22 protein-coding genes are annotated in these 19,190 nt (G+C 55.3%); 9 read left to right on the top strand and 13 right to left on the bottom strand.

From position 1 onward, the window contains the following. The first annotated feature begins 14 nt into the window (after nt 1–14). The 6 genes from betA (at nt 15) to S7A_RS08585 (ending at nt 4,835) form a co-directional block, all read left to right on the top strand. Nucleotides 15–1,697 (top strand): choline dehydrogenase, encoded by a 1,683-nt coding sequence (betA, locus tag S7A_RS08610; RefSeq protein WP_009089779.1) that lies wholly within the window; start codon nt 15–17, stop codon nt 1,695–1,697. 426 nt (nt 1,698–2,123) lie between these two features. Next, entirely contained in the window at nt 2,124–2,474 is a 351-nt protein-coding gene (gene mdtJ, locus S7A_RS08605; RefSeq protein ID WP_009089777.1) for a multidrug/spermidine efflux SMR transporter subunit MdtJ, read from the top strand. Further along, entirely contained in the window at nt 2,461–2,790 is a 330-nt protein-coding gene (gene mdtI, locus S7A_RS08600; protein ID WP_009089775.1) for a multidrug/spermidine efflux SMR transporter subunit MdtI, read from the top strand. Before mdtJ ends, mdtI begins: the two co-directional genes overlap by 14 nt. Nucleotides 2,791–2,989: 199 nt before the next feature. After that, nucleotides 2,990–4,132 (top strand): acyltransferase, encoded by a 1,143-nt coding sequence (locus S7A_RS08595; RefSeq protein WP_009089773.1) that lies wholly within the window; start codon nt 2,990–2,992, stop codon nt 4,130–4,132. A gap of 147 nt (nt 4,133–4,279) precedes the next feature. Continuing rightward, entirely contained in the window at nt 4,280–4,540 is a 261-nt protein-coding gene (locus S7A_RS08590) for a hypothetical protein (RefSeq protein ID WP_009089772.1), read from the top strand. Between the two features lie 109 nt (nt 4,541–4,649). Next, nucleotides 4,650–4,835, top strand: a complete 186-nt coding sequence (locus tag S7A_RS08585; protein WP_009089771.1) for a hypothetical protein — start codon at nt 4,650–4,652, stop codon at nt 4,833–4,835. Between the two features lie 79 nt (nt 4,836–4,914). Here the strand turns inward: S7A_RS08585 and S7A_RS21490 are convergent, their stop codons facing one another. From S7A_RS21490 to copC, 9 genes are all read right to left on the bottom strand, one after another. Next, nucleotides 4,915–5,052 (bottom strand): hypothetical protein, encoded by a 138-nt coding sequence (locus S7A_RS21490; RefSeq protein ID WP_009089769.1) that lies wholly within the window; start codon nt 5,050–5,052, stop codon nt 4,915–4,917. Between the two features lie 214 nt (nt 5,053–5,266). Then, entirely contained in the window at nt 5,267–6,286 is a 1,020-nt protein-coding gene (gene adhP, locus S7A_RS08580; RefSeq protein ID WP_009089768.1) for an alcohol dehydrogenase AdhP, read from the bottom strand. Nucleotides 6,287–6,929: 643 nt separating this feature from the next. Beyond that, nucleotides 6,930–7,103: a hypothetical protein gene (locus tag S7A_RS21485; protein ID WP_009089766.1), complete on the bottom strand. Its 174-nt coding sequence runs from the start codon at nt 7,101–7,103 to the stop codon at nt 6,930–6,932. A 197-nt stretch (nt 7,104–7,300) separates the two neighbouring features. Further along, the gene (iraP, locus tag S7A_RS08575; protein WP_033736214.1) at nt 7,301–7,663 is read right to left on the bottom strand and encodes an anti-adapter protein IraP; all 363 of its coding nucleotides are present in this window, start codon (nt 7,661–7,663) and stop codon (nt 7,301–7,303) included. A 293-nt stretch (nt 7,664–7,956) separates the two neighbouring features. Next, the gene (locus S7A_RS08570) at nt 7,957–8,397 is read right to left on the bottom strand and encodes a hypothetical protein (RefSeq protein ID WP_009089763.1); all 441 of its coding nucleotides are present in this window, start codon (nt 8,395–8,397) and stop codon (nt 7,957–7,959) included. Between the two features lie 17 nt (nt 8,398–8,414). Continuing rightward, nucleotides 8,415–9,185, bottom strand: coding sequence for a hypothetical protein (locus tag S7A_RS08565; protein WP_237712310.1), 771 nt, complete (start codon nt 9,183–9,185; stop codon nt 8,415–8,417). A 726-nt stretch (nt 9,186–9,911) separates the two neighbouring features. Next, complete coding sequence (locus S7A_RS08560) at nt 9,912–10,259, bottom strand: YebY family protein (protein WP_009089760.1); 348 nt, start codon at nt 10,257–10,259, stop codon at nt 9,912–9,914. 28 nt (nt 10,260–10,287) lie between these two features. Then, on the bottom strand, nt 10,288–11,163 hold the full coding sequence (gene copD, locus S7A_RS08555) for a copper homeostasis membrane protein CopD (protein ID WP_009089759.1): 876 nt from the start codon (nt 11,161–11,163) through the stop codon (nt 10,288–10,290). A 5-nt stretch (nt 11,164–11,168) separates the two neighbouring features. Then, nucleotides 11,169–11,546 carry a copper homeostasis periplasmic binding protein CopC gene (gene copC, locus S7A_RS08550; protein WP_009089757.1) on the bottom strand — a complete coding sequence of 126 codons (378 nt, stop codon included), beginning with the start codon at nt 11,544–11,546 and terminating at the stop codon, nt 11,169–11,171. A gap of 151 nt (nt 11,547–11,697) precedes the next feature. Between copC and S7A_RS08545 the strand changes: the two genes are divergently transcribed. Together S7A_RS08545 and exoX are read left to right on the top strand one after the other, a co-directional pair. Then, a complete protein-coding gene (locus tag S7A_RS08545; protein ID WP_009089756.1) occupies nt 11,698–11,931 on the top strand; it encodes a DNA polymerase III subunit theta in 234 nt (77 codons plus the stop codon). Further along, a complete protein-coding gene (gene exoX / locus S7A_RS08540) occupies nt 11,928–12,599 on the top strand; it encodes an exodeoxyribonuclease X (protein WP_181161900.1) in 672 nt (223 codons plus the stop codon). Before S7A_RS08545 ends, exoX begins: the two co-directional genes overlap by 4 nt. Here the strand turns inward: exoX and S7A_RS08535 are convergent. After that, nucleotides 12,593–14,656 (bottom strand): prolyl oligopeptidase family serine peptidase, encoded by a 2,064-nt coding sequence (locus S7A_RS08535; RefSeq protein WP_009089752.1) that lies wholly within the window; start codon nt 14,654–14,656, stop codon nt 12,593–12,595. The genes exoX and S7A_RS08535 overlap by 7 nt on opposite strands. Nucleotides 14,657–14,772: 116 nt before the next feature. After that, nucleotides 14,773–15,429 (bottom strand): tellurite resistance TerB family protein, encoded by a 657-nt coding sequence (locus tag S7A_RS08530; RefSeq protein WP_009089750.1) that lies wholly within the window; start codon nt 15,427–15,429, stop codon nt 14,773–14,775. Nucleotides 15,430–15,596: 167 nt separating this feature from the next. On the opposite strand from S7A_RS08530, the gene purT reads away from it, so the two are divergent. Then, nucleotides 15,597–16,775, top strand: coding sequence for a formate-dependent phosphoribosylglycinamide formyltransferase (purT, locus tag S7A_RS08525; protein ID WP_009089749.1), 1,179 nt, complete (start codon nt 15,597–15,599; stop codon nt 16,773–16,775). 34 nt (nt 16,776–16,809) lie between these two features. On the opposite strand, the gene S7A_RS08520 is transcribed toward purT, so the two are convergent. Further along, on the bottom strand, nt 16,810–17,448 hold the full coding sequence (locus S7A_RS08520; RefSeq protein WP_009089747.1) for a bifunctional 4-hydroxy-2-oxoglutarate aldolase/2-dehydro-3-deoxy-phosphogluconate aldolase: 639 nt from the start codon (nt 17,446–17,448) through the stop codon (nt 16,810–16,812). 212 nt (nt 17,449–17,660) lie between these two features. After that, nucleotides 17,661–19,136 (bottom strand): glucose-6-phosphate dehydrogenase, encoded by a 1,476-nt coding sequence (gene zwf / locus S7A_RS08515; RefSeq protein WP_009089746.1) that lies wholly within the window; start codon nt 19,134–19,136, stop codon nt 17,661–17,663. Nucleotides 19,137–19,190 lie beyond the last annotated feature (54 nt).

The raw sequence follows: 19,190 nt of genomic DNA, 5'->3' as shown, positions 1-19,190 counted from the left end.
CTGAGGAACGATGAATGGAATTTGATTACATTATTATCGGCGCCGGATCCGCAGGAAACGTTCTGGCTACCCGTCTGACCGAAGAGAGCAACGTCAGCGTCCTGCTGCTGGAAGCGGGCGGCCCGGATTATCGTTTTGATTTCCGCACCCAGATGCCTGCCGCCCTCGCCTATCCGTTACAGGGCAAACGCTACAACTGGGCCTATGAAACAGAACCTGAGCCTTACATGAATAATCGCCGCATGGAGTGTGGCCGTGGTAAAGGCCTGGGCGGTTCGTCGCTGATTAACGGGATGTGTTACATCCGTGGTAACGCCATGGATCTCGATAACTGGGCCAGCGCGCCAGGGTTAGAGGACTGGAGCTATCTGGACTGCCTGCCCTACTACCGCAAAGCGGAGACCCGCGATATCGGTCCGAACGATTTCCACGGCGGTGACGGCCCGGTCTGCGTCGCAACGCCAAAAGCGGGCAACAACGTGCTGTTTGAAGCGATGATTGAGGCGGGCGTGCAGGCGGGCTATCCGCGCACGGATGACCTCAATGGCTATCAGCAGGAAGGATTTGGTCCGATGGACCGCACCGTGACGCCGCAGGGACGCCGCTCCAGCACCGCGCGCGGCTATCTCGATCAGGCTAAAGGCCGCGCCAACCTGAAGATCATTACGCATGCCACCACCGACCGTATCCTGTTTGACGGTAAGCGTGCGGTGGGCGTGGAGTTTCTGCAGGGTGACAGCAACACCCTGAATAAAGCGACCGCACGCCGTGAAGTGCTGCTCTGTGCCGGGGCTATCGCCTCGCCGCAGATCCTGCAACGCTCTGGCGTCGGTTCGCCCGAACTGCTGAAGCAGTTTGATATTCCGCTGGTTCACGACCTGCCAGGCGTGGGTGAAAACCTGCAGGACCATCTGGAGATGTATCTGCAGTATGAGTGTAAAGAACCGGTCTCCCTCTATCCGGCGCTGAAGTGGTGGAATCAGCCTAAAATCGGCGCCGAGTGGATGTTCAATGGCACCGGTGTCGGCGCCAGTAACCAGTTTGAAGCCGGTGGCTTTATCCGCAGCCGTGAAGAGTTCAGCTGGCCGAACATTCAGTATCACTTCCTGCCGGTGGCGATTAACTACAACGGTTCCAACGCCGTTGATGCCCACGGCTTCCAGTGTCACGTCGGTTCGATGCGTTCGCCCAGCCGCGGTCATGTGCGCCTGAAATCACGCGACCCGCGCCGCCATCCTGCCATTCTGTTTAACTACATGTCGCATGAGCAGGACTGGCATGAATTCCGCGATGCGATTCGCATCACCCGCGAGATCATCAACCAGCCCGCGCTGGATAAGTATCGCGGCCGTGAAATCAGCCCGGGCATTGAATGTCAGACGGATGAGGAGCTGGACGAGTTCGTGCGTAACCACGGCGAAACCGCTTATCACCCGTGCGGCACCTGCAAAATGGGCAACGACCCGATGGCGGTCGTCGATGGCGAAGGTCGGGTGCATGGCCTGCAGGGATTACGCGTTGTGGATGCGTCCATCATGCCGCTGATCATCACCGGTAACCTGAATGCCACCACCATCATGATCGGTGAGAAGATTGCCGATAAGATCCGTGGACGCGAGCCGCTGCCGCGCAGCACCGCGGCCTACTACGTGGCCGGAGAGGCGCCTGTGCGCACCACCCCACAGCGCAGCGACTAAATCGTCACAGCGTCACTTTAAATCTCGCCGGGCATCTTATTGCCCGGCTTTTTTTATCCCCCATCCCATGCCACACATTGTTTTCCGTAAACCTGCATCCGCAAATCATCAAACCTTAATCAAAATCAAACAAAGCAGCATCTGCTGTTGATTTCACGATATGCCGGATGCTATAAATCCTGCGTGTAGATAACCGGAGGCACTTTCCGTCCACTGATGAGAAGCAACAATGTGGATGCGTTGTAAACTTTATGCGCAAACTTTTTGTGTTTTATTCCCTGATTTCCCCTGCTTTCCTTTCCGCCCGGAACGTCGCTGATAAGCACTGGCGTAACGCCCTGTAGTCCCCTTCCGCTTCGATATGGTTCTGAGTCTGCGCGCAATCACGCGTGGCAGGTCATCATTAATTCGTTGCTGGAGATCCCCATGTACGCCTGGGTTTTATTATCACTTGCTATCGTGACTGAAATAATCGGTACGCTGTTTATGAAATGGTCCAGCCTCAGCGGCAGCCAGTATGGCTACCTGATGATGCTGGCTATGATTGCCTGTTCTTATATTCTGCTGAGTTTCGCCATCAAACATATCGCCCTGGGCGTGGCTTATGCCCTGTGGGAAGGTATCGGCATCCTGCTGATTACGCTGTTCAGCGTGCAGCTGTTTGGCGAGTCGCTGTCACCGCTGAAAATTGGCGGCCTGATGACACTAATTGCTGGAATCGTCCTGATCAAAACCGGCACCGAATCATCAGCGGAGGTTAACCATGGTCATCACTGATTTTGTCCATGCGGCCTGGCTGGCACTCGCCATCCTGCTGGAGATTGCCGCCAATATATTCCTTAAATATTCTGATGGATTCAAAAAACGTCTATTCGGGCTGCTTTCGCTCTGCTGTGTGCTACTCGCGTTCAGCGCGCTTGCCCAGGCGGTGAAAGGGATCGACCTGTCGATAGCCTATGCGGTCTGGGGTGGCTTTGGCATTATCGCCACCGTCGCGGCGGGCTGGGTACTGTTTGGTCAGCGGCTTAACCGCAAAGGCTGGGCCGGCCTGAGCCTGCTGCTGGCCGGTATGCTCCTGTTAAAACTGGCCTGACAGAGGTTCCGGGCTGTAATAATGGTTAAGGGTGTGCGGCTGCGCGCCCTTAACGTTCTGTGCGTTTTTACCCTTTTTAAGTTGATTTTTTCAGCATTCTCTTCTTCAGATTCCTCTTACTTTTGTAAAGGGCCGTTTACATATCTGTTGCCTTGAGGCTTAGTGAGCGCCGAAGGTCGGATAAAAACGAGGAAGAGTTATGTCTGCAACACGAGGTTGGTCAACTGAGCTTGAGGGATTACGCGGCATCGCCTCTCTCTGGGTACTGGTAGGTCATATCAGCCTGCTGATTCACTGCCATATCACACTGATTTCATCCCCTGGCATCGGTGTCGATCTGTTTATTCTGCTTTCGGGCTACCTGATGGCGAAAAACTATGTCGAGCGACAGCAGAAAGAGCCATGGCAAAGCGCCGAAACGATCAAAAAGTTCTGGATCCGCCGCTTTTTCCGCATCGCGCCGCTCTACTATCTGCTGTTAATCATCGCCCTGATTTACGGGCCGTGGTTTGGCGAGATGCGTGACACCATCGCGCATTTCTACTCCGGCACGGCAACCGAGTCGTCACGTTACACCGACCAGTCGCTGGCAAATGTGCTGACCCACTTCAGTTTCCTGTTCGGCATGCTGCCCGATTACGGCTTTAACACCGTACTGCCTGACTGGAGCATCGGGCTGGAGATGCAGTTCTATCTGCTGTTCCCGTTCATCATGCTGGTGACGCTGCGGTTTGGCTATGCTGCCTCCCTGATCGGTATCATGGTGCTCTGCTGCGCCGGACGCTATCTGCTGGCCGATTATTATGAGGCGTTTGAGATGCCTTCAATGATCCTGATTAAGCTGAATATGTTCCTGTCGGGCATGCTGCTGGCAGAAGCCATTCGCCGCAAATCGCTGCTTTACGTCGCCTTTGCGCTGCTGGGACCGGTTGCCAGCGTGGCAATGGGTCTGGGGTTCATCAAGCTGCAGGTGATTATGGAAGCGCTGATGATCGTCGGTATGACAGCCATTCTCTGGCAGTATCCACAGGGCAGCCGGATGGCGCAGCTGATTGCTCTGCCGCGTAAGCTGCTGAACAACCGTCTCAGCACCTGGCTGGGCGACGTCTCGTTCTCGGTCTACCTGCTGCACCTGCTGATTGTCATTCCATTGATCGCACTGCTGCTGAATCACACCGATATAGAATTCAAAAGCGATCTGATGCGTTTTCTGATTGTCTGCGTCTCCGCCATCCCGGTGACCTATGCGCTGGCATCGCTGCTCTACAAATATGTTGAGAAGCCCGGCATCCGGATGGGTAAACGCGTTCTGGCCCCGAAGCTGGCTGACCAGACCAGCTGAGTGACAGATGGATTCAGAAGCCCCGTTCGCGGGGCTTTTTTATGGCCTGCGATGTCGTGACCAGCAGGGAACCACGTCTTACGTCCTGCACACCTGCCGGAGTGAACTACACTTTCCCGGTCAGCAATCCGACGGAGAGGAAAATCTATGCGCATTCAGCATCTGCTGTTGTCCAGCGACGGTGGCGCGTTAATCATTGAAGCCGATCAACTTGAAAGTGAGCTGGTGATCCCGCCCCATCTGCAGACCGCCACCGGCGGCGAAGCGGACAGCGATACCGGCCACCGCGTCGCGGTGACCCGGCACTACTGTAAAGGACGCTACTACGCTGTCGCCCTCGATCGTCATGCGGCCAGTAACGAGATCGATGATGTGATCGACCTGCTCCATCCCGCACCGCTGGATTAAACCCTGTCATCAGCCCTGACAAGCGCGGCAGCACGCTGTTCGCCATGCCGGACAGCACGCGACCGATTGCCCGCTCTTAACGCGTTATAGCATCAGAAGGAGAAGCATCATGCAGAAGAAAAAGTGGTTTGTGTCTTACGTCATTAAGCCGGAAGGTGAACATCATGTCACCACGCACGCCTTTATCGAAGGGGATGATGTGGAAGAGGCGCTGGAACAGTTTATGTTCGAAACGAAAAAAAGTCTGTCACTGGACACGGAAGAGCTCACGCTGCTTTCGGTCAGTCTGGTGTAACCCGGTATTCCGCCTCACAGGTGTGTGCTGGGGGTTATCTGTTTATAATATTGATGATTTTCCCTGGTGCCGCATTCAGTTACTTAGTGGGGTAAGGCCAGGCGTGGTCCATACCTGTTGAGGACAAAATCCCGGTGATCGCCAGATACGCCAGTATCAGGACAAACAGCACAATGGCTGCAATTTCAATGGATTTGAGCAGATGATGTTTCGCCATAAATAACCCTCCTTCAGTTGTGTGTAATCCGACATCACCTCTTAAACTATAATGTTACCGGTAAAGTGCAAGCCAAAAAAACATCATGAAACATAAAGCAGTGCTTATTAATGTTTTAACCCAGGCGGTAACTGCACAACCCGTGGCATTTAACACTTCAGTCACAAAAAAGCCCGCTCGGGGCGGGCTTCAGCATCAGGTCAGGTGCGCCTGATCAGGCAGAGTGACCGGTGAAGTCGATCACCATCCTGCCGCGAATTTTGCCGTGGATCATCTCATCGAAGATGTCATTCACCTCGCCAATCTTCCTTTTGGTGACCTTAGGCACCACTTTTCCTTCCGCCGCAAACTGGAAAGCTTCCGCCAGATCGTTGCGGGTGCCGACCAGTGATCCCACCACCTGAATGCCATCGAGTACCAGACGCGGGATGTTCAGGCTCATCGCTTCCGGCGGAAGTCCGACTGCCACCACCCGTCCCCCGGCTCTGACCGCATCTACCGCCGAGTTAAAGGCCGCTTTGGCCACGGCGGTCACGACGGCTGCGTGCGCCCCGCCGGTTTTTTCCTGAATAAAGCGCGCCGCGTCTTCACTGGCGGAGTTCACCACCAGGTCGGCACCCATCTCTTTCGCCAGCGCCAGCTGGCCGTCGCTCACATCAATGGCGATCACTTTGGCGTTAAAAACATTTTTAGCATACTGCAGGGCGAGATTGCCTAACCCGCCGAGACCGTAAATCGCCAGCCACTGGCCCGGTTTGACCTCAGAGACCTTTACCGCTTTATAGGTGGTGACGCCGGCGCAGGTTACGCTGCTGGCGGCAAAAGGGTCCAGCCCCTCGGGAACCTTGACCGAGTAGTCTGCAACCACGATACACTCTTCAGCCATACCCCCATCGGCGGTATAACCTGCATTAACCACCTCCCGGCAGAGCGTTTCATTACCGGAGTTACAGTATTCACAGTGACCGCAGCCCTTGAAGAACCAGGCCACGCTGGCGCGATCGCCCGGCTTGAGAGAGGTCACATCCGGCGCAACCTCCTCAACAATCCCGATACCTTCGTGACCCAGCGTGACACCGGTTTTATCGCCGAAGTCCCCGTTCTTCACATGCAAATCGGTATGGCATACACCACAGCATTCCATCCTGAGCCGAGCTTCGCCGGTTTTGAGAGGACGCAGTGTCTTCTCAACAACTTCAACCTGGTGTTCACTATTTGCTATTGCCGCTTTCATAAACGTTCCTCCATTTGATTGAACGTTCAGAATAAGCTAAACGGCCGTGATAACAAGCTGACCGTTGAGCTTTGGGTGCGAGCCAGTGAGGTTGTGTTGCATTCTGTGAAGGCGGTGCCACATGCGTGGCGCTTATGCATGCCAGCGATGGATGCCGCTGTCAGAGGACGGTGCCGGCGGCGGGCCGATATGCTGAGAGGGGTTCCGGACAGGCGGGGGGCCCATATGCCGGGATGCCGCAGTCGGCGGCCCCATGTGCTGCGACGCATCTGGCATAGCCGGTCGGCCATGATGATGCCAGTCAGAAGCGTGACCATAATGATGATGACCACCTTCCGCCATCACACAGCCGGACAAAGCTGAACTTGCCAGCGCTAAAATTAGATAGGGTATAACTTTTTTCAAAAACATAACGCATCCTGGTTGAATATCACCGCCTCAGGGTACGTCTGCTTTTTTATACGCGGGATAAACGTATTTACGCGTTTACGGAGGCTCGCAGAGTACATTGACTATGGTCAATGTGAAGCGATTACGGATGAGATTTTGCGGTGCTTCTGACCCTGCTACGTTACGACAATGTGTCCTCTCCGGGTGGTTCCCGGGCTAAGAATCAGAGCGGATTACCCGCAGGACGTCATCACTATCCGCGGCTGTATCGGATATAGAGATAAGAAATGGTGACAACCCATGCAACACTGAGCAGCGTTGCATGCTGCGGCACAAAGCTAATGAAGAGATAGATGCCCGCCACAATAACGGCAATAGCAATCCAATCTGAAAAAGAGTGAAGCAGCCACAATAATGCACGTTTCATGGGTGTCTCTGATTGCGCTGCATAACGTTCCTTTGATAATGACAGAGCCTTTTTTGCCCTGTCGCTTCATTTAACGCCCTGCCCTGCACTGGAAATATCTCACCCTGGGGGAAGGCCTGTCTGAAAGGGATCTGAGAGCGTTGCTCAAAGAGAAATGGAACTGAAAAGCCCGCGCGCGGCGGGCCAGAGGCAACGAATCAGTTATCTTCCTGAAGAAGCTGTGCGGGTGAGGTCACCCCGGCCAGCTCATTGAGTGCCTCATGATTGATTTCTTCATCTGCGCCATCAACCGCGCGGGAGATAATCAGTAAATCCTGAAGTTCGCTTAAAAGAAGCGCCGCATCAGACTTGAGCATTTCATCTGAGTCTGCGGAGTCAATTACCGTGTTGATCGCCTTGTTCGCGCCCTCAATCATCTCCGTTACGCCGCCCTGCTTACTTACCGCGAGCACCAGCGCACTGATCAACAGAGACTGCGCCTCAACGCGCGCGGTGAGTTGTTTGGTGCTTGCATCTATTTGTGAAATCTTGGCAAGCATACTTAGCACAACATTCTTCATGGTATATCTCCCTGTTAAAGCAGCATTTTATGATTCCGCGAGCAGGCTGAAAATATCATTATTCTGAAAAGGGGGGGATTAATGACCTGCGCAATAAAATCAGCAAAAAGCGGCAATTGAGCGAACGGGTCATCGTGAACCAGACAAATTAAGAATGCAGTGACTCCTGCTGGCGAGCATCCGTAGCCGAGGAAGGACGCCGGGCCTGTGCATCACCCATCAGCCCGTCGCGTGCAGTATTCACGGTGACAGTTCTCACGCATGAGAGGAAACAGATGTCATGAATAATCAGCCTAATTCTGCCATTTAATCATTTCATCAAGTCGCTTCAAAATATCGGGAAAATAGGTTTCATCAAGGCCAAAACTGCCTTTAACCTGAACACTATCGGCATGGGGCTCCGGGCGAAGAATAAATTCGATCGTGACACTATCAATACTGTGTTCATTTGTCACCATCATATCAAGCTGATGAACATCACTCTGATATGTGAACGATTTAAGCTTTTGCTGATTAATTATCGCCTGCTGGAAAGCTGAAAATTCTTTTTTCAATAGTTTCAATTCTCCAACGGTAAATTCCGTTTTAAACGCTACGTTAAGGCCGCTTACCGAGAATTCTACCCAGGACTTTATCCAGTCCCAGTTATGGTTAACAGGATCGACTTCATTCACCACCACGCGTTCATAAGGCGCGATTACGAAAGTAAATTCTTCACTCCTGAGATCAAACATGGAAATGTTCCTGTTAGTTAATAAAAATATTTAAAATGAGATATTGTCCAGTCAGATTCTCTGACAATCACCTCAAATCTGTACTTCTGATAAACATACTCCCGACGGTGCTTATCGAAGCGCAATTTATAGATATCTGTTTCGTAACGGAACATTCCTTCTCCTTCACGAGGATCTGGCATGCGCTTGCCATAACGAATAGTTTTTTCCTGAATTTGCAAAGGAACATATCGAGCAGGATCGTACATATGCTTTGCGGCTGCTTCCGTCATTTTGAGACTGCGCGCATGCAGACCGAATTTTAGCCGCCCTCGCAAAAGAGATACCGTACCCTGACTAATTTTTGCTGAAAGTGCCGCACGTGCCCCTGATTCAAACAGAACTCGTCCCGTTCGAAGAATACGGAAAACCCCTAATCCAAAAAGGGCAATATCAGTTGGATCAAATAATGGTGTTTCAAGTGGTGCTTCTTCCAGCCTGACAAAATGCCCCTGGACATCATAAACCTGCCATAATCCCGGGGCCTGTGCGACCGTGTATCCGATGCACATACCACTGGTTTCATCGGTTACAGGCTTTGCGTTTCGGGGCAAATGGCTGGGGCGAAACTCAAAAAAAACGCCCTCAGGCAATCTCGACTCAAATGTATAGTAACGTCCGGGTTCCTGCCTCGCTGCTGTTCCTGAAGTCATACTCAATCCCTCGTTTATGACAATGGCTGTTTTATAGTGCCACAGGAAGATAAAACGATCATTACCTGATAGCTTATCACCAAACTTTGATCGCACACCTTCCCTTTCCCCCTGAACACCTTTAAAACTAAGTGCCTCTTCTGTCTGATCAGACCTATGTCCTTATCTTTAAAGATGCCTGACTGATGACTTCGTTGTCCGCTGCGGAACGTTCGGGTCGTGCAGCGCCAACGGGTGAAACAGCTTGAGCCAGCGCAGATAATGTCGGCAGAGATGCTGTGAAGCCATCTTCACCTGAAGTGAGACGTGGGTCTCAGTCACCTGAAAAATTTCTGTCAATACGACAGAGGGCAGAAAGCGGGGCACGGTTATGCCATATGCGTTGAACATTTCACGATATACTAAGGTCTGTCAGGCGAGGGTATGAGGTGGCATATGGGGAGTATTTTGCGCAAAAACTCTTCGCTAAAAATAACTTTGTTATAACGAAAAAGCGTCTCAATATATTGGGTAAGAAATAAGTGGTGGGAATAATTTGAACAGGACAGGTTCGGGATATTTTTCGCACCGATGAAAAATTCAATATAAATTAAACAAAAAAAGACCGAATACGATTCCTATATTCGGTCCAGGGAAATGGCTCTCGAGGAGCCGTGCGCTAAAAGTTGGCATTTATGAAGGCGATAACGCCTTGCAACTTAAGATTAGAACAGCGCAGAGGAATTGCCAGCTGAGGCACGGCACAGGGCCATAAACAGGATCAGTTTGTGATCGCAACGGCAAAAAACAGTCGGGCGCAGCGTGATGCTGCACCCGGCAGGCTTACTTACCGCACAGCGCCTGAGTGCGCTCAACAATCGGCTGCAGGCTCATCATCTGGCCCGGATGCGCTTTATCCTCGCTCTGGATCACGCTGATCGGCTGCGCTTTCACCTGGTTGCTCTTAAACAGCGCATCCGCTTTGTCGTTCAGCGGGTATTGCATCAGCGTGCTCGGGTTGATGGCAAACATGGCACCGTCCTTCTCGCAGGTCAGCATCACCTCTTCACGATTAAACGGCCACTTATCTTTACCGATCTCAAAGCGGCTGACGGTAATGATTTGTGCCGCCAGCGCCTGGCCGCATACAGATAATAACAGGATTGCGGGGACCACTTTCTTCAGCAACATAACTGCCCTTTTCTCTCTTAAATCACATTCAGGCTGGCGACAGCGTGGCAAACACGCTGACCAGCCCAACCACGCCACACGCCAGCAGCAGTTCGAGCTGTGTCATGCGGATAAATTTTTGCTGGGTGCCGCTACCCGCGACGCGGAAACGCGGCACCAGCCAGTAACGGTTAATCAGCGCCACTCCCACCATCAGGGTCACCAGCAGCACTTTCCCCAGCAACAACAGACTATAGCGGGATTCGTGCCACGTCAGCGGCCAGCCCAGGATCATCAGGCTGTTCACCCCGCCGGTCAGCAGCGTTAACGCGACCGCCAGATGACCGTAGCGCGAAAAGCGCATCATGGTACGGATCGCATAGGTGCGGCGTTCGATCTGGCGCGCTTCACGCATCAGCAGCAGAAGCGGAACAAGTCCCCCCACCCAGAACGCTGCCGCAATCAGGTGCAGCGCATGGTTGATCTGATGCAGCAGGCCAGGCCAGCCTTCCCGCATCGCGGCATGCCCCGTCAGGGCCATACAGGCCAGTTGCAGCACGCCTGCCAGCAGTAAGGCCTGCTGGCGCAGTTGCGCGGTCAGTAATAACGCCGACACGGCGAGCACGCTGAACACGATTTCCCACTGCCACACCGCACCGAAATGGGTGCCCAGCACCGCCAGCCAGATGTCAGGCTGAAGCAGATTGGCGCTGTCGCCACTCATCAGCACATTCTGGCAGGCCAGCATCGCCAGCGCGCTGAGCAGGGCCAGCCACGCACTTCCGTTTACCAGCGGATTAAGTCGCCGCGCCAGTTGTGGACGATAACGTTCTGGTGCCAGCAGCGCGCTGTAGCAGGCGCTGGCGGTCAGCAGCATCACGGCAGCAAAATGGAGCGCACGCAGCGCTGGCCAGAGGGTTATCACGACGCTTACTTCACGCTGAAGCGGTAGCTTCCTGCGGTTTTGTGTCCATCCACCGACAGGACATGCCAGTTAACCTGATAGCGCCCCGCTTTCAGTGGCTGAGGCAGGCTGACAATCAGCCGATCTTTGTGGCCGGACGCTACGCGCGCCTTCTCCGTCGCAACAGGCTTCTGATGATCGTCAAGCAGCGTAACGCCGCTGAACGCGGGTTCAATCTCTTCAGTGAAAGTCAGCGTCAGCGCATCGGTAGCGGTTGTTACTTCTGCTTTGGCCGCCGGCGTGGAGGCGCGGAGATGGGCATGCGCAGCTGCCAGCGAGCTGAATGCCATCGCACCGGCAGCCACCAGCGTAATAACCATGCGGGAAATGTGTTTTTTCTGCATCAGATCATCCTTTTAGCCGCCGCCAGGGCGATAAACGAGGCAAAAGGATACGCTGCTGCATTTGCACTGTCGAGGCCAGCAATGCGATCCTTAATCCTTGATTCAGACCGGCGAAAACATTACTTTTGCCCCCTGTCATCAGGAGAATATTATGAGCCATAACCTTGCCCTGCTGTCCCAGGACGAGAAAGATAAGTTAAATGTCGATTTAGCGGCTGCGGGCGTGGCGTTTAAAGAGCGCTATAACATGCCGGTCGTTGCCGAGATGGTAGTGCAGGAGCAGCCCGAAGCGCTGCGTGACTGGTTTCGTCAGCGTCTGATGCATTACCGCCAGGCGTCACTGAGCCTGTCACGCCTCCCTTACGAACCGAAGATGAAGCAATGATGTTTCGCGTCATAGATACCGAAACCTGCGGCCTGCAGGGTGGCGTGGTGGAAGTGGCCTCCGTCGATGTGGTTGATGGTCAGATTGTGAATCCGATGAGCGATCTCATCCTGCCTGACCGCCCCATCAGCCGTCAGGCGATGGCCGTGCACCGCATCACCGAAGCGATGGTCGCCGGAAAACCGACCATCGAAGAGGCGATCCCGCGCTACTACGGCAGTGCCTTCTATGTGGCGCATAACGCCAGCTTTGACCGCCGGATGCTGCCGGAGATGTTTGGCGAATGGATCTGCACCATGCAGCTGGCGCGTCAGCTCTGGCCGGGCATCAAATATGGCAACCAGGCCCTGCGTCATTCCCTGAAGCTGGATGTTACCCCGCCAGCCGATCTGCATGCGCACCGCGCGCTCTATGACTGCTATGTGACGGCGGCCCTGCTGATCCGCATTATGGAGACTTCGGGCTGGAACGCCTCGGAGATGATTGTGCGCTCACAACCGGCGGCCCAGCGCGACGACATTCTGCCATTCGGCAAATACCGTGGTCAGGCGATTGCGGTGGTGGCGCGCAAGGATCCGGGCTATCTGAAGTGGATGCTGGATAACGTCAGCGATCTGCGCCCGCCACTGCGGCAGGCGCTGCGTAAATACCTGACCGAGCCTCAGTAATCCTCTGCCGGGGGTAGGGTGCCCTGCGCCAGCCCCAGCAGGAAGGCATACTCCATCGCGATCCCTTCATAGGCTTTAAAGCGCCCCGATTTGCCGCCGTGTCCGGCATCCATATCGGTGCAGAGCAGCAGCAGATTATTATCGGTTTTCATCGACCTCAGTTTCGCTACCCATTTGGCCGGTTCCCAGTACTGAACCTGCGAATCGTGCAGGCCGGTGGTGACCAGCAGATGCGGATAGGCTTTTGCCTCAATGTTGTCATAGGGGCTGTACTGGCGGATGTAGCGGTAGTACTCCGGATCGCCGGGATTGCCCCACTCATCATATTCGCCGGTCGTCAGCGGGATCGACTCATCGAGCATGGTGGTGACCACGTCCACAAAAGGGACCTGCGCCACAACGCCATGGAAGCGCTGCGGTGCCATGTTGATCACCCCGCCCATCAGTAAGCCACCTGCACTGCCGCCCATGGCGTAGAGACGTTCCGGATGCCCTATCCCGCGCGCCACCAGCGCATTGGTCACGTCGATGAAATCCGTGAAGCTGTTCATTTTGTTCAGCAGGCGACCGCCGTCATACCACTGCTGCCCCAGCTCCCCGCCGCCGCGCACCTGAATCAGGGCAAACACAAAGCCGCGATCCAGCAGGCTCAGACGGCTGACGCTGAAATCGGCATCCATGCTGCTGCCATAGGCGCCATAGCCATAGACCAGCATAGGATTCTGGCCGGGCTGGTAGTGTCTGCGATGATAGACCAGCGACACCGGCACTTCGGTGCCATCGCTGACTTTTATCCAGTGGTGCTCGCTTTTGTAATCGTCGGCGTTGAACCCTTTGACCGCGCTCTGCTTCAGGATGCGGCGCTCACCCGTGTCCATATCCAGCTCAAACAGCGTGGTCGGTGTGGTCATTGAGGAGTAGCCGTAGCGCAGTTTGCTGGTGCGCGGCGTCGGATTGTAAGCCAGCCAGGTGACGTAAGTGGGATCGTCAAAGGCGATGCCACTGGTTTCGCCGCTGGCCCAGTTAATCTGGCGCAGGCTGGTCAGGCCGCGCTGCCGCTCTTCAACCACCAGCCAGTCGCGGAACAGCTGGAAATCTTCCATCACCACGTTTTCACGCGCCGGGATGAGAGTCTCCCAGCGGGATTCATCCAGATAACGGCTGCGATAGAGCCCGAAGTTTTCGCCTTCCCGGTTAGACCGGATAAAGAACTGATGCTCGTAGTGATCGATGCTGTATTCATGATCGCGGCGGCGCGGCAGAAACACATGCGGCTGCGCATCGGGGAAATCAGCATCGATCAGCTGAATCTCGCTGGTGTTGGTGCTGTAGAGCGCAATCATGATGAACTGCTTTGAGGTGGTCTTGTGGACGCTCAGATGATAGGTGTCATCCTGCTCTTCATAAACCAGCTGATCATCAGACTGCGGCGACCCCAGCTCGTGTCGCCAGACCTGATAAGAGAGCAGCGTCTGCGGGTGTTTCCGCACGTAGTAGAGCGTGCGGGAGTCGTTACCCCAGGCGAAGCTGGAGGAGGCGTTGCTCAGCACTTCAGGATACCAGCTGCCGCTCTCAAGGTTGCGGAAGCGGATGCCATACTGGCGGCGCGAGAGAAAATCCTCGGCCAGCGCCATCACGCGGTTGTCCGGGCTGATATGCAGCGCGCCCATAGTGTAAAAGTCGCTGTGTGACGCGCGCTGGTTGGCATCCAGCAGCAGGGTCCACTCCGCCGACTCCTCGCTCGCCGCGGGCTGACGGTAATAGGCCGGATACTCATTGCCGCTCTGATAACGACTCTGATAGCGGTAGCCGTTTTTAACATAGGGCACTGAGTGATCTTCCGGTGGCAGCCGGTCGATGATCTCTTTTAATACCCGGTCCTGCAGCGGCTGCTGCGACGACATGACTTTTTTGCCGTAATTATTTTCGGCACGCAGGTAATCAAGCACTTCGCTGTTTTCGCGCTTATCGTCGCGCAGCCAGTAATAGTTGTCGACGCGCGTCTCGCCATGCAGCGTCATTTCATGAGGAATTTTTTTTGCAATGGGAGCTTTCATCCATCCGTCTCCGTGAACGTCATGATCTGTAAGCGTAACACTTAAGTGGCGGGAAGCCAGGGGGCAGCGAGGAAGCGGCGGCAGGCGGGGCCTCTTCTGAGGCCCGCCAAGAGAAGTTAACTGGCCAGAAGACGGGCTTTTTCGGCCTGGATATCCTGCTGAATGCCGTCGCGGACATCCTGAGGGATCTTCAGCGCGTCACCCAGCGCAGAGAGGTAGCTGCGTTCCATGAAATGATCGACATCAATGGCGGCGCAGCTGAGGAAATAGAGCTCCAGTGCCTCTTCCTCATTCTTCACGTCAGCGGCCAGCCACTGCGGATCCAGCGGGCGATTCATCGCTTTCTGGATCAGCTTTTCCGCATCCTGACCGTAGCCGGACTGATGAATATTCTGCTCAATAGCGGCACGTTCCTGATCGTCGATGTGTCCGTCGCTTTTGGCGGCAAACACCAGCGCCGTGACCAGACGCTCAGCGCGCAGATCGACCGGTGTCTGTGACACGCCGAAGTCCGGTTCGCTCTGATGCGCGTCGCTGACCCGCTGTTTGTATTTGTTCCACAGCACCGCACCCGCCGCCGCCCCGCCGCCGATAATCAGCGCCTGGCCGCCATATTTCGTCAGCAGTTTGCGGGAAGACTTACTGCTGATCAGCATCGCGGCCAGCCCCCCCAGCGCGCCTGGTGCCAGCATATCGCTCAGGCCTCCGCCCGATTTACCGTCACCGCCCTTCTTCGCCAGTACCGACTGAATCTGTTGCAACCAGTTGTTCATCATCCGCTCCTGTTCACGATGTCAGCCTGCTATCCTAGCGAAAGGGTTGTCAGGAAACGTCAGAGCGGGAAAAGTAAGGCAAATGGCGGCGTTATACGGACGAAGCGTGAGAACGCAAACGTTTTCGTTTATACTTGCGCGCGAATTTTGACTGCTTAGGTGAATGTATGACAACTCTCGGAACGGCGCTGCGTCCGGCGGCAACACGTGTGATGCTTTTGGGTTCGGGTGAACTGGGTAAAGAGGTGGCGCTGGAGTGTCAGCGTCTGGGTGTGGAAGTGATTGCGGTCGATCGCTACCCGGATGCCCCGGCCATGCACGTGGCGCATCGCAGCCATGTGATCAACATGCTGGATGGTGCGGCCCTGGCTGCGTTAATCGCGCAGGAGAAACCTGACTTTGTGGTGCCGGAAATCGAGGCTATCGCCACGGATACCCTGGTTGAGCTGGAGCAGCAGGGCCAGCGCGTGGTCCCGACAGCCCGTGCCGCACGGCTGACCATGAACCGTGAAGGGATTCGTCGCCTCGCCGCGGAAGAGTTATCCCTGCCGACCTCACGCTATCGCTTTGCCGACAGCAAAGCGCGCTTTGACGAAGCCGCCGCAGAGATTGGCTTTCCGTGCATCGTAAAACCGGTCATGAGCTCCTCTGGCAAAGGCCAGAGCTTTATCCGTGACGCCAGCCAGCTCGACAGCGCCTGGGACTATGCGCAGCAGGGTGGCCGCGCCGGAGCCGGTCGCGTCATCGTAGAGGGCGTGGTTAACTTCGATTTTGAAATCACCCTGCTCACCATCAGTGCCGTTGACGGCATCCATTTCTGTGCGCCGATTGGTCATCGTCAGGAAGATGGCGACTACCGTGAATCCTGGCAGCCGCAGCAGATGAGTGATGTGGCGCTGCAGCGGGCCCAGGATGTCGCCGCGCAGGTGGTTAAGGCGCTGGGTGGCTATGGTCTGTTCGGCGTCGAGCTGTTTGTCTGTGGCGATGAGGTGGTGTTCAGTGAAGTGTCACCGCGCCCCCATGATACCGGCATGGTTACGCTGATTTCGCAGGATCTGTCAGAGTTTGCGCTGCACGTGCGGGCGTTCCTGGGTCTGCCGGTTGGCGCAATTCGTCAGTATGGTCCTTCCGCCTCGGCCGTTATCCTGCCGCAACTGACCAGCCAGAATGTGCAGTTCGTCAACGTCGAAGCGGCGCTGGGTGCCGGTCTGCAACTGCGCCTGTTCGGTAAGCCGGAGATTAGTGGTCAGCGTCGTTTAGGTGTGGCGCTGGCGAGCGGTGAGACGACGGATGAGGCCATTGCGCGTGCCGTTGCCAGCGCAGCAGCGGTGACGGTTCAGGGGTAACAGCGTGCGGTGAGCAGACGCTCACCGCTTCAGCTTACTTCGCGCCTTCAACGGCTTCACGCGCCAGGCGGGTGATGCGATCCCAGTCGCCCGCTTCCAGCGCATCATTCGGCACCAGCCAGGAACCGCCGATGCAGAGCACGCTTTTCAGCGCCAGATAGTCACGGTAGTTTGCCGGAGAGATCCCGCCAGTCGGGCAGAAACGGACCTGCGGGAAAGGCCCGCCAATGGCCTGCAGCGCTTTGACACCGCCATTCGCCTCGGCCGGGAAAAACTTAAATTCGCGCAGACCGTAGTCCATTCCGGTCATGAGTTCAGAGACGGTGCTGATACCCGGAATCAGGGGAACCGGCCCTTCCACCGCGGCCTTCAGCAGTGATTCCGTAATCCCCGGACTGATAACAAACTGCGCGCCGGCATCGGTCACCTGCTGAAGCTGCTGCGGATTGATGACGGTTCCCGCCCCCACAATCGCCTCCGGCACCTCTTTGATCATCGCACGCAATGCCTCCATCGCGACGGGCGTGCGCAGCGTCACTTCCAGCACCCGGACACCGCCCGCCACCAGCGCTTTTGCCATCGGCACGGCATGTTCCAGCTTATTCACGACGATGACCGGCACCACAGGCCCGGTGGTCAGAATCTGTTCAGCACTCATCTTCCAGTTTTTCATCAGTTCCCCTTGATTAATAACACCGGGTTAGCAGCCCGGTCACGGAGCCTCGGCTCCTGCCCTGTAATGATGACACTACCATACATGATCGGCTTCCGGAGCGTCCATTACCCTGCTCTCATTTTGAAACGGCAGTTCAGTTTTATCTGCCTCCGCCAGTCGGGTGAGGGGCAAAAAAAAAGCCCGCGTTGCGGGCTTCTTCATGACGACGGTTATTCGAACTCGTTCCAGGAACGGCCATCGCGGGTAATCATCGCGACGGAGGCCACCGGACCCCAGGTGCCAGCCTGATATGGTTTAGACGAGTCACCATCCGCAGCCCAGGCGTTGATGATGGAGTCGACATAGGTCCATGCCGCTTCAACTTCATCGCGACGCACAAACAGCGCCTGAATTCCGCGCATGCTCTCCAGCAGCAGACGCTCATAAGCATCGGCCAGGTGCGACTGGTTAAACGTCTCAGAGTAGCTCAGATCCAGCTTGGTGGTCTGCAGCTTATGCTTGTGGTCGAGACCTGGCACTTTGTTGAGGATTTCGATATCCACCCCTTCATCCGGCTGCAGACGAATGGTCAGCTTGTTCTGCGGCAGCTCTGAGTAAGAGTCTTTAAACAGGTTCATCTCAGGGTTTTTGAAATAGACCACGACTTCAGAACATTTGGTTGGCAGACGCTTACCGGTACGCAGGTAGAACGGAACACCCGCCCAGCGCCAGTTGTCGATATCGACGCGAATCGCCACGAAGGTTTCGGTCGCGCTCGATTTGTTGGCGCCCTCTTCCTCCAGATAGCCGGGGACTTTTTTACCCTGTACAAAGCCGGAGGTGTACTGACCGCGCACGGTTTTCTCACGCACGTTGGTCTGGTCGATGCGACGTAGCGAGCGCAGCACTTTAACTTTCTCATCGCGGATGCTGTCTGCGCTGAGATCGGACGGCGGCGACATAGCGATCATGGTCAGGATCTGCAACAGATGGTTCTGGATCATGTCACGCATCTGGCCCGCTTTGTCGAAGTAACCCCAGCGCCCTTCGATACCCACCTCTTCGGCCACGGTGATCTGCACGTGGTCAATGGTGCGATTGTCCCAGTTGTTCACGAAGATGGAGTTCGCGAAGCGCAGCGCCAGCAGGTTAAGCACCGTCTCTTTGCCCAGATAGTGGTCAATACGGAACACCTGGCTCTCATCGAAGTATTCGCCAACGCTGTCGTTGATCTCCTGTGAGGTTTCCAGTGAGGTGCCGAGCGGCTTCTCCATCACAACACGCGCCGGTTTGGCGTTCAGTTTCGCCGTGCCCAGTCCCTGACAGATGGCACCAAAGGTGCTTGGCGGCATAGCGAAATAGTTGATGGTGGTGCGGTTTTTCTGATCGAGCATCTTACCCAGTTTAGGGAAGTGCGTGGTGTCGTTGACATCGAGGTTGCAGAAGTCGAGACGGTTGCTGAGTTTATCCCACAGCGCTTCGTCAACTTTCTCCTTCATGAAGGTTTCCAGCGCTTCACGTACCACTTTGGTGTATTCCGCTTTGTCCCACTCAGCACGTCCGACACCAATAATGCGGGTTTCCTCATGGATCTGACCCGCTTTCTCTAACTGGTACAGTGAAGGCAACAGTTTACGGCGTGCAAGATCGCCTTTGGCACCGAAAATCACCAGATCGCATGCCTGGGCTGTTTGTGTTACCGCCATTTTCCTCTCCTCGTTGCAGGATAGTCCGGTGGTGATGCATCCTCTGCCACCGGG

Source organism: Pantoea sp. Sc1 (assembly GCF_000255315.1).
Lineage (GTDB): Bacteria > Pseudomonadota > Gammaproteobacteria > Enterobacterales > Enterobacteriaceae > Pantoea > Pantoea anthophila.
The sequence above is the reverse complement of the archived record's forward strand: the minus strand, read 5'-3'. Positions and strand labels throughout refer to the sequence as shown.

Excerpts from the sequence above, each read along its gene's own strand:
- betA (WP_009089779.1), top strand. The coding sequence starts at position 15 with ATGGAATTTGATTACATTATTATCGGCGCCGGATCCGCAGGAAACGTT.
- mdtJ (WP_009089777.1), top strand. The coding sequence starts at position 2,124 with ATGTACGCCTGGGTTTTATTATCACTTGCTATCGTGACTGAAATAATC.
- mdtI (WP_009089775.1), top strand. The coding sequence starts at position 2,461 with ATGGTCATCACTGATTTTGTCCATGCGGCCTGGCTGGCACTCGCCATC.
- S7A_RS08595 (WP_009089773.1), top strand. The coding sequence starts at position 2,990 with ATGTCTGCAACACGAGGTTGGTCAACTGAGCTTGAGGGATTACGCGGC.
- S7A_RS08590 (WP_009089772.1), top strand. The coding sequence starts at position 4,280 with ATGCGCATTCAGCATCTGCTGTTGTCCAGCGACGGTGGCGCGTTAATC.
- S7A_RS08585 (WP_009089771.1), top strand. The coding sequence starts at position 4,650 with ATGCAGAAGAAAAAGTGGTTTGTGTCTTACGTCATTAAGCCGGAAGGT.
- S7A_RS21490 (WP_009089769.1), bottom strand. The coding sequence starts at position 5,052 with ATGGCGAAACATCATCTGCTCAAATCCATTGAAATTGCAGCCATTGTG.
- adhP (WP_009089768.1), bottom strand. The coding sequence starts at position 6,286 with ATGAAAGCGGCAATAGCAAATAGTGAACACCAGGTTGAAGTTGTTGAG.
- S7A_RS21485 (WP_009089766.1), bottom strand. The coding sequence starts at position 7,103 with ATGAAACGTGCATTATTGTGGCTGCTTCACTCTTTTTCAGATTGGATT.
- iraP (WP_033736214.1), bottom strand. The coding sequence starts at position 7,663 with ATGAAGAATGTTGTGCTAAGTATGCTTGCCAAGATTTCACAAATAGAT.
- S7A_RS08570 (WP_009089763.1), bottom strand. The coding sequence starts at position 8,397 with ATGTTTGATCTCAGGAGTGAAGAATTTACTTTCGTAATCGCGCCTTAT.
- S7A_RS08560 (WP_009089760.1), bottom strand. The coding sequence starts at position 10,259 with ATGTTGCTGAAGAAAGTGGTCCCCGCAATCCTGTTATTATCTGTATGC.
- copC (WP_009089757.1), bottom strand. The coding sequence starts at position 11,546 with ATGCAGAAAAAACACATTTCCCGCATGGTTATTACGCTGGTGGCTGCC.
- S7A_RS08545 (WP_009089756.1), top strand. The coding sequence starts at position 11,698 with ATGAGCCATAACCTTGCCCTGCTGTCCCAGGACGAGAAAGATAAGTTA.
- exoX (WP_181161900.1), top strand. The coding sequence starts at position 11,928 with ATGATGTTTCGCGTCATAGATACCGAAACCTGCGGCCTGCAGGGTGGC.
- S7A_RS08535 (WP_009089752.1), bottom strand. The coding sequence starts at position 14,656 with ATGAAAGCTCCCATTGCAAAAAAAATTCCTCATGAAATGACGCTGCAT.
- S7A_RS08530 (WP_009089750.1), bottom strand. The coding sequence starts at position 15,429 with ATGAACAACTGGTTGCAACAGATTCAGTCGGTACTGGCGAAGAAGGGC.
- purT (WP_009089749.1), top strand. The coding sequence starts at position 15,597 with ATGACAACTCTCGGAACGGCGCTGCGTCCGGCGGCAACACGTGTGATG.
- S7A_RS08520 (WP_009089747.1), bottom strand. The coding sequence starts at position 17,448 with ATGAAAAACTGGAAGATGAGTGCTGAACAGATTCTGACCACCGGGCCT.
- zwf (WP_009089746.1), bottom strand. The coding sequence starts at position 19,136 with ATGGCGGTAACACAAACAGCCCAGGCATGCGATCTGGTGATTTTCGGT.